The sequence below is a fragment of the Streptomyces sp. NPDC031379 genome (genome assembly GCF_055569615.1).
In genome coordinates, this window is the sequence record NZ_JBVIIT010000006.1 from 346,269 (window position 1) to 355,048 (window position 8,780).

The following is an 8,780-nucleotide window of genomic DNA, read 5'->3' on the forward strand; positions in this document are numbered from 1 at the left end:
CGACGCCCTCCTCCTCCCCCCTCACCACATCCCCCCCCCCCCTCTAGGCGAGGGGCCCCCCCCCCCCCCCCCCCCGCTGCGAGAGGCGCCGAGGGGCGCTCCAGGTCAGGGGCGCGAGTCTTCGGCGCGCTCGGCGTTCTTCTTCTTGATCCGTGCGGCTTCCTTGCGGACCTCGGCCTGGGTGGCTCGCTCCTTCTCCAGCCACTCGGGCCGTTCCTGCTTGAGCGTCTCGATCTGCTCGGTGGTCAGCGCCTCGGTGACCCCGCCGCGCGCGAGACCGGCGATGGACACGCCCAGCTTCGCGGCGACCACGGGGCGCGGGTGGGGGCCGTTCTGTCGCAGCTCACGCAGCCACTGAGGGGGATTGGCCTGCAGCTCGTTCAGCTCGGTGCGCGAGACCGCACCCTCCTGGAAGGAGGCGGGGGTGGCGGGGAGGTACACACCCAGCTTCTTCGCCGCGGTGGCGGGCTTCATCGTCTGGGTGCTCTGCTGCGAACTCATGAGGTCAAGGGTATCGGCCGTGTGCGGGCGGGCCGACCACGGCCGGTAACCTGGCCTGGTGACAGGCTCGGAGGAATCACCGTCGTTCCGGCTCGCGTACGTCCCCGGAGTGACACCCGCCAAATGGGTGAAGGTCTGGAACGAGCGCCTGCCCGGCATCCCGCTCACCCTCGTCCAGGTACCCGCCGCCGAGGCGCCCGAGCTGATGCGGGCCGGGGAGGCCGACGCGGGCCTCGTACGGCTGCCCGTGGACCGCGGCTTCTTCAGCGCGATCCCCCTGTACACCGAGACCACGGTGGTGGTCGTCCCCAAGGACCACCTGATCACGGCGGCGGACGAGGTCACCCTCGCCGACCTCGCCGACGAGGTCCTCTTCCACCCCCTCGACGACGTCTTCGACTGGGACAGCCCGCCCGGCGAGCCGGCCTTCGAGCGGCCCGCGACGACCCCTGACGCGATCGAGCTGGTGGCGGCGAACGTCGGCCTCCTCGTCGTCCCGCAGTCCCTGGCCCGCCTGTACCACCGCCGGGACCTCACCTACCGCCCGGTCGTCGACGCTCCTGAGTCGAGCGTCGCGCTGTCCTGGCCGGAGGAGGCCACCACCGATCTGGTGGAGGACTTCATCGGCATCGTCCGCGGCCGCACGGTCAACAGCACACGGGGCCGTACGCCCGCCGAGGCCGGGACGGAGCGGCAGCGCGGCCGGCCGGAGCAGGGGGGCGACCGGCAGAAGAAGCCCGCGCCCGCCAAGTCGGGGGGCGCGAAGGGGGCGGGTGCGAAGTCGGCGGGCCGCACCTCGCGCGGTCGTGCGGGCTCGGGGGGCGGCAAGCCGGCCAAGCGGGGGAAGCCGCGCAAAAGGTCCTGAGAGGGGGAGGGGGCCGGTGCTCGAGGGTGCCGAGGGCCGACCCCGGCAGGCGCCTCCGGCCTGAGCCCTTCGGCCGGGCCTCTCACGACCCGTGCGGGACCTTACCCGTGCGGGACCTTCTCCTCGGCCCCGCCCTCTCCGGAGCCCCGGCGGACCGCCTCGACGGCCTTCTCCGGTTCGGGGTGCACCTGGCGTTCCCGCAGGTCGGCGACCGCCAGCACCAGCGCGATCATGGTGAGCCCCACGGCGGTGAGCAACCCGAGCTGAATCGCCGTGGAGGGCCTCCCGTGGTTGCCGAGCTGCGCGAAGTACACCGCGCCCACGACGGCGATCCCGGCCGCCGAGCCGATGCGCTGACCCGTCTGCAGGACGCCGCCGGCCGCGCCGGCACGGTGCACGGGAACGCGGGTGAGCGTGAGGGTCGTGTTCGGGGAGACCGTCAGGCCGGAGCCGATGCCCCCGACGAGGAGCGGCAGCGCCGACGCCCATCCCACGCCCGGCCCGGGCACCAGCTGCACCGCGACGACCACCCCGAGCAGCCCCAACGCCACCCCGCACAGGCCGATGACGACGAGCTTGCGGCCGAAGCGCACGACCAGCCGGCCTCCGGCGGCGGCCCCGATCGCCGAGGCCGCCGCGAAGGGCAGCACGGTGAGGCCCGCCGTGAGCGCGCTGTATCCCACGCTGTTCTGCAGGTACAGGGTGTAGACGAAGAAGACCGTGGTGAAGCCGGCGAAGTACGTGAGGCTGATCAGAGCGCCCAGCGTGAAGGAGCGCAGCGAGAACAGGGCCAGATCGACCAGCGGTGCTCGCCCGAGCCGGCCCTCCCGACTCTCCCACGCCCAGAAGGCGCCCAGCAGCAGTACGGCCACCGGCATCAGCGCCCACTTCTCCCGACCGGTCCACTGCTGCTCCTGCACCAGGGGCAGCATCAGCGCGAGCACGCCGGAGCCGAGGAGCAGCACTCCGATCAGATCGAACGTCTCGTGCCGTCCCGCCGACACCGGGAAACGGGGCAGCAGCCGGAGCCCCGCGGCGAAGGCGGCCACCCCGATCGGCAGGTTGACGAAGAACACCCAGCGCCAGCCGTCGTCGGTGCCGACGGCATTGATCAGCAGGCCGCCCGCCAGGGGGCCCACCGCCGTCGACACCCCGATGACGCTGCCGAGCACGCCGAAGGCCTTGGCCCGCTCGGAGCCCTGGAACATCTGCTGGATCAGCCCCGAGGTCTGCGGCGCGACCATGCCCGCCGCCGTGCCCTGGATCAGCCGGAACAGCACCAGCCAGGAGGCACTGGGCGCGAGACCGCACGCCGTGGAGGCCACCGTGAACAGGGCGAGCCCGAACAGGAAGGCCTGCCGGCGTCCGCGCATGTCGCCCAGCCGGCCGGCCGGGACCAGCGCGAGCCCGAAAGTGAGGGCGTACCCGGAGACCACCCATGACTGGGCGGCCTCGGAGGCCCCGAGCCCGCGTTCCAACGAGGGCAGCGCCACGTTCACGATCGAGGTGTCGAGCAGCGAGATGAAGCCCGCGGCCAGACAGACCGCGAGCGCCTTCCACCGCCGGTCGTCGGAGGCGGGCCGGGCCTGGTCTGTGGTCATGTGGTCACGCTAAGCAGCCGCGGCCCGCCGCGCACGCAGAACCACCGCGCGGGTCACCCCCGAGACCTCTCCTGCCACGCGACGTCGCTCCACGTCACGCCCGACGACGCCGCACACCGCTCACGACGGCGCTCCACGTCACACCCGACGGCGCCGCACACCGCTCACGACAGCGCTCCACGCCACGTACGACGGCTCTCACGCCACGTACGACGCCTTCCGTGCCGTACGCACCACCGCCTCGCCGTCCGCCCGTCCGAGCCGCTCCTCGGCCACCCACGCGTCCACGACGTCCCGCACCCGTGCCAGGAGTGCGTCCTTGTCCCGGAACGGCGCTCCCGCCCACACCGCGTCCAGGAACGTGGTGCCATCGGGACGGGCCGGGTTGGCGACGCCGGAGTCGAGGCCGCCGAACACCACCCGGGGTTCGGACCGGCGGAAGTAGGCGTGTGCCGGGTCCTCGGTCCCCTCGAAGAAGGGGGCGAACTCGGTACCGTCCAGGATGTAGTGGAGTGCGGAGCCGGAGACCGGGGCCAGGGACGGCAGGAGGTCGCCGGACAGCGCGGCATTGCCGTACAGACCGAACTCCAGGTACTCCGTCGAGGAGTTGCGGCCGACCAGGTTGACCGGTCCGTGGAACAGTGTCTGGAGGGACGGGTCGTCCGGTGCCTTCTCGACGCGCAGCCGGAACGGCATGCTCACCCGGACGGTGTCCCCGGGGCGCCAGGTGCGGGAGACCGTGACATGGCCGTCCGGTGTCGAACCCTTCTCCACCACGCGCCCGTTGACCGTCACCCGGAAGCCACCGGTCGCCCACGCGGGCACGCGCAGCCGCAGAGCGAAGGCGGCACGGCCCCGCCCGCCGATGGTGAGCGTGCTGCCCTGCTCCCTGGGGAAGCCGGTACGCTGTGTGACGGTGATGCCCTTCGCGGCCCAGTCGAGCGTCGACGCACTGTAGAGGTTCACGTAGAGCGTGCTGCCGTCGGCCGCGGCGAAGTACACCGAGTCCTGGTACTTCGTGGCGCTCTCCATGCCGGTGCCCTCGCAGCAGGTCGTGCCCTGCTTGGGCGTGTAGTCGCGGACATGACCGGGTGTCAGCCCGATGAAGTAGGTGACGAGCGGTTTCTCGGCGTCCGGCCTGTCCTGCCTGCTGCCGAGGACCTGGTTGTACAACGCCCGCTCGTAGTAGTCCATGTAGGCCGGGTCCTGTTCGTGGAGGAACAGCGAACGGCTCAGCTTCAGCATGTTGTACGCGCAGCACGTCTCGGCGTCGGTCGCGGAGAGGGTCCCCGCGATGACGTCCCGCGCCTTCCAGAACTCGCCCGTGCTGGTGCCGCCGATGCCGTACATACGGTGCGGTACGACCATGTGCCAGAAGTTCTTCGCGGCGGTCAGGTAGCGCTGCTCGCCGGTCGCGTCGTACAGCCGGACCAGACCCGTGAAGATCGGGATGTGCTGGTTGGCGTGGAGGCCGTCGAGCACGTCGGTGTCGGCGGCGCACGCGTCGATCAGCCGCTCGAGGTCGAACAGGCGGGCCAGCGCGAGGTGCTCGGGCCTTCCGGTGCGGTCGTGCAGATCGCAGATCGCCTCCACGATCCCGCCGTACTCGCCGCTGGAGAAGATCCCCCACATGCGCTGGAGCGTGGCGGCGGGCAGCCGGGACAGCCGTGCGTGCATCCAGTCGCCCAGACCCGCGGCGAGGTCGAGCGCCCGCGCGTCGCCGGTGGCGAGGTGCGCGTCCAGCAGCCCGCGCAGAATCTTGTGCGCGGTGTAGTACGGCGCCCATACCTTGGTGTAGTCGCTGCTCGTCATCGACTCCAGCAGGATGAACTGCGTCTCCGGGTAGGCCGCGAGGAACCCGGGATGGCTGGGCCCGCCCCAGGTGCGGCGCAGGGTGGCGGTCAGGCCGCGCCCGGAGGAGTCCGACAAGCGCGAGCCGGACGTCTCGTCGAAGCGGTACGACACCAGGTCGCCGGGCCCGGCGGAGGTCTCGGCCGCCCGTGCGCCCTGCAACTCGGCGACCTCGGCCGCGCTCAGTACCCGCGACCAGATCTGGAACTCCTGCAGCGCGCCCGCGAAGACCGGGTCGGCGGCGTAGTGCGAGCGGCCCAGCCAGTGATCGGCGAGGGTGCCCAGGGCCGCCGGGGTGAGCGTCATGCCGGTGTCGCGGGCCACCGCGGTGCCGTTGACGTAGAGGGTGCCGGTGCCGTCCCCGAGCGTCACCGCCAGATGGCTCCACTCGTTCAGCGGCAGCGGAGCGGTCCCGTTCAGCCCCTGCTCGCCGCCCGTGCCGGAGACGGTGACCGCGAACCTCGGGACGCCGGCCGCGTTGCGCAAGGCGAGATACAGATACCGGGTGGTGTCGTCGCCGAAGTCCAGCACGCGGGCCCAGTCCGCCTGGTGCGTGGGCTTCACCCAGGCGGACAGCGTGACCGCGGCGGTGCCGCCCAGCACCCCGGCGGGCAGGTCGACGTACTGGCAGGAGCCGCGTGTCCGCTCGACGGCCGAGCCGAACCACCCGTCCGCCGACAGCACGACCGGGTCCCGGCGCAGTGCCTCCCGGGCCTCCGTCAGCGCGCCGACCATGGTGCGGATCCGCTCCGCGAACACCTCCTCGCCCGTGCTCGCGTATGCCTGCGCCAGCATGGTCAGGAAGTGCCCGGTGTAGTGCCCGCGCAGGTTGCCGTTGGCCTCGCCGTCCAGCCCTTCCCAGCCGCCGGGCGCGACCGCCCCGCCCGTGTCCAGGCCCGCGTTGGCGCGGAAGACCTGGAGCAGCCGGTTCACGTCGTAGCCCCGGGCGTGGTCGAGCATCAGCGCCCGCTTGTCCGCGAACAGCCCGGGACCGAGGGTCACCTCACCCAGCGCGAACGGCCGGAGGGAGCCGGCGGGCGGGGTGCCGGTCGCCGCGGCCGGGGCCCCGGCGGGTGGGTGGCCGGTCGCCGCGGCCGGAGTCAGACTCGTTCCGGTCGCCGCGGCGGCGAGTGCGGTCGCCTGCAGAAGGGTGCGTCGCGAGAGGGGCGGGGCCATGTGCTCCTCGATTCCCGTGTGTTCGGCATTTCGGACGACGTTCGACAAGTCGCCCAGAAGATAGGGAAGGGGTGGAGGGGCGTCAACGGTACTGACGGGTAGCTTACGGCTGGCTGACGGGTGCGGAAGGTGCTCAGCGTGATCCGGCCATCTCCCTCAGCCAGGCGTACGCGGACTGTGCCGTGAACTCGCCCTGGCCGCCGCGCAGCAGCAGGGCCGCGGTGGCGAACCCGGGCGCGTCCGCCTGTGCGGCCACGTACGGGACCGCGATGCAGCGCATCCCGGCCGCGTGCGCGGCGGCGGCGCCCGGTGCCGCGTCCTCCAGGACCACGCAGTCGGCGGGGGCCGCCCCGAGCCGCCGGGCCGCCTCCAGGAAGACGTCGGGTGCCGGTTTGCCGTGCCGGACCTCGTCGGCCGACACGGCCGTGCGCAGGAACGCCTCCAGGCCGGTGCCCGCCAGGATCGCGGCGATGGCCGCCGGGGAGGAGCCCGAGGCGACCGCCGTCGGCACCCCCTCGGCGGCCAGCAGCTCCACGAACTTCCGCATCTCCGGGTACGCGCGCGTGCGGCTGCGGGCGAGCCCCAGGTGGCGCCGGTTCGTCGCGTCCAGCAACTCCTCCACCGAGGCGTGCAGGCCGTAGCGCTCGCGCCAGATCGCCACCGACTCCCGCGTGCTGATGCCGACGTAGCTCTCGTGGTCCGTCCACGTGAAGTCCGGGACGCCGTGCTCGGCCAGGGTCTGCCGACTCGCCTCGTAGTAGTTCGGCTCGCTGTCCACCAGCGTTCCGTCGAGATCGAAGATGACCGAGAGGGCGCCGAGATCGCTCATGCGGTCCAGGATGCCAAGCGTCAGGCGCGGGCCGCCCGGCCGACGGACTCCACCAGTGGCAGCAGCCGGTACGTGACGCGCTCGCGCAGCGCCACCTCGGTGCGGGTGCGCACCACGCCCGGGAGGCTGATCAGCTTCTGGATCACGTCCTCCAGATGGGCGTTGTCCCGGCCCACCACGCGCGCGAGCAGGTCTCCGCCACCCGTGATGGAGAAGGCTTCCACGATCTCCGGCACGGCCGCCAGCGCGTCGCCCACATCGTCGAGGTGGCCCTGGGTGACCTCGATGTGCACGAACGCCAGCACCGGATGGCCCAGGGCGGCGGGGGAGAGGGACGGACCGGTGCCGGTGATCACACCCTCGCGTTCCATGCGGTCCAGGCGGGCCTGCAGTGTGCCCCGGGCGACACCGAGGATGCGGGCGTACTCGCGCACGCTGGTGCGCGGCTGCTCCAGGAGCAGTCGCAGGATACGGGTGTCGAGTGCGTCCACGGCCATGATCTACGACTGTACCAATGGCCCAGCCACCCTGGCCTGGCGTCTTCCGCCCGACCTGGTCCGTTGGCATTACCGCCGACACGGGTACGCACGCATTCCAGGGCCAATGGCTCAGTGATTCGGACAACACTTGAGCCAGTGACCTCGATGGTGCTCTCATGGACAGGTCGATGGCGCTGCGGACCCCCGCGGCGCCTTTTCTGTGCCGGTGTTCCCAGGGGAGGGCAGCAGTGCTGAAGAGGGTGTTCGTGGCTCCGGACCCGGGGCGGGCGCGGTTGCGCTTCGCCGCTCGGGCCGTCCTCGGCATCGGACTGGCCGTGGTGGTCTGTCTCCTGGCCGGACACTCCCTCGCCGGTGCGGTCACCGGCGGCCTCGCCGCGCTGCTCGCGCTGTTCACCGTCGCCGACCCGACCGTGCGCGGACAGGCGGTCACCACCGCGCTGCTGCCCGCCGTGGGCCTGCCGGTGCTCGCCGCCGCGGCCGGACTGCACGACCGGCCCGTGGCGCGCGACCTCGCCTTCCTGGCCGTCGTCGGCGTCGGCGTGTACGCCCGCCGCTGGGGTCCGCGCGGACACAGCCTCGGCGTGTTCGCCTTCATGACCTTCTTCGTGGCCCAGTTCCTGCACGCCACCACCGGCCAGCTGCCCGAGCTGTACGCCGCCGTCCTGCTGTCCGTGCTCAGCGCCGCCCTGGTCCGCTTCGGCGTGTGGTGCTACGAGCGCCGGCTGCCCCCGGCCGCCGCCCCCGCCCCGCCCGCCGGGACCGGGCTGGCCCGGGTCACCACCCGGCAGGCGGTCCAGGCGACGGCGGGCGCCGGCTTCGCGCTGGTGGTGGGCCAGCTGGTGTCCGGACAGCGCTGGTACTGGGCCGTCGGCGCCACCTGGTGGATCTTCGTCAACACCGCCTCGCGCGGCGAGACGCTGGTACGCGGCTTCCGGCGGGTTCTCGGCACGGTGATCGGCATCTGCCTGGGCTTCCTCGTCGCCGTGCCCGTGCACGGCGCGCCCGTCCCCACGGCCGTCCTCGTCGCGGTCGCCGTCTTCGGCATCTTCTACACGGCCGCCCTCTCCTACACCTGGATGATGCTCTGGGTGACGGTGCTCGCCGAGATGCTCTACGGCCTCCTCGGCGTCCTGAGTCCCGGCCTGCTCGCGCTGCGCCTCGCCGAGACCGGCGTGGGAGCGCTCGGCGCCGCCCTCGGCGTGCTGTTCGTGCTGCCGGTCACCACGCACGCCACCACCGACGCCTGGATCCAGCGCGCCCTGCGCTGCGTCCACACCTGCACGGCCGAGGCCGCGGCCCGGCTCGCGGGCTCGGCCACGGCCGACCCGGGGGGGGGGGGGGGGGGGAGGGAGGAGAGGGGGGGGGGGGGGTGGATCTGAGTGGTGTCTCTGGTTTTTCCGGTGCGCACAAGGCCCTATCGCAAACAGCGCGTACACAGCAGCCCTTCCTCCCGCCCC

General features: G+C 72.6%; 6 protein-coding genes and 1 pseudogene. 2 read left to right on the forward strand and 5 right to left on the reverse strand.

Annotated features, from left to right (window positions below):
- Positions 1 to 105: 105 nt before the first annotated feature.
- Positions 106 to 501, reverse strand: a complete 396-nt coding sequence (locus tag ACZ5CW_RS11760; protein WP_468600144.1) for a DUF5997 family protein — start codon at positions 499 to 501, stop codon at positions 106 to 108.
- Positions 502 to 559: 58 nt separating this feature from the next.
- Between ACZ5CW_RS11760 and ACZ5CW_RS11765 the strand changes: the two genes are divergently transcribed.
- On the forward strand, positions 560 to 1,366 hold the full coding sequence (locus ACZ5CW_RS11765; RefSeq protein ID WP_468600145.1) for a LysR family substrate-binding domain-containing protein: 807 nt from the start codon (positions 560 to 562) through the stop codon (positions 1,364 to 1,366).
- Positions 1,367 to 1,467: 101 nt separating this feature from the next.
- On the opposite strand, the gene ACZ5CW_RS11770 is transcribed toward ACZ5CW_RS11765, so the two are convergent.
- From ACZ5CW_RS11770 to ACZ5CW_RS11785, 4 genes are all read right to left on the reverse strand, one after another.
- Positions 1,468 to 2,967 (reverse strand): MFS transporter, encoded by a 1,500-nt coding sequence (locus ACZ5CW_RS11770; RefSeq protein WP_468600146.1) that lies wholly within the window; start codon positions 2,965 to 2,967, stop codon positions 1,468 to 1,470.
- 198 nt (positions 2,968 to 3,165) lie between these two features.
- Entirely contained in the window at positions 3,166 to 5,994 is a 2,829-nt protein-coding gene (locus tag ACZ5CW_RS11775) for a beta-L-arabinofuranosidase domain-containing protein (protein WP_468600147.1), read from the reverse strand.
- Between the two features lie 133 nt (positions 5,995 to 6,127).
- Positions 6,128 to 6,823: an HAD family hydrolase gene (locus tag ACZ5CW_RS11780; RefSeq protein WP_468600148.1), complete on the reverse strand. Its 696-nt coding sequence runs from the start codon at positions 6,821 to 6,823 to the stop codon at positions 6,128 to 6,130.
- 20 nt (positions 6,824 to 6,843) lie between these two features.
- Positions 6,844 to 7,320: an Lrp/AsnC family transcriptional regulator gene (locus ACZ5CW_RS11785; protein WP_468600149.1), complete on the reverse strand. Its 477-nt coding sequence runs from the start codon at positions 7,318 to 7,320 to the stop codon at positions 6,844 to 6,846.
- 230 nt (positions 7,321 to 7,550) lie between these two features.
- Here ACZ5CW_RS11785 and ACZ5CW_RS11790 point away from each other — a divergent pair.
- Positions 7,551 to 8,651: pseudogene (locus tag ACZ5CW_RS11790) on the forward strand (FUSC family protein); the annotation flags it as partial.
- Between the last annotated feature and the right edge of the window lie 129 nt (positions 8,652 to 8,780).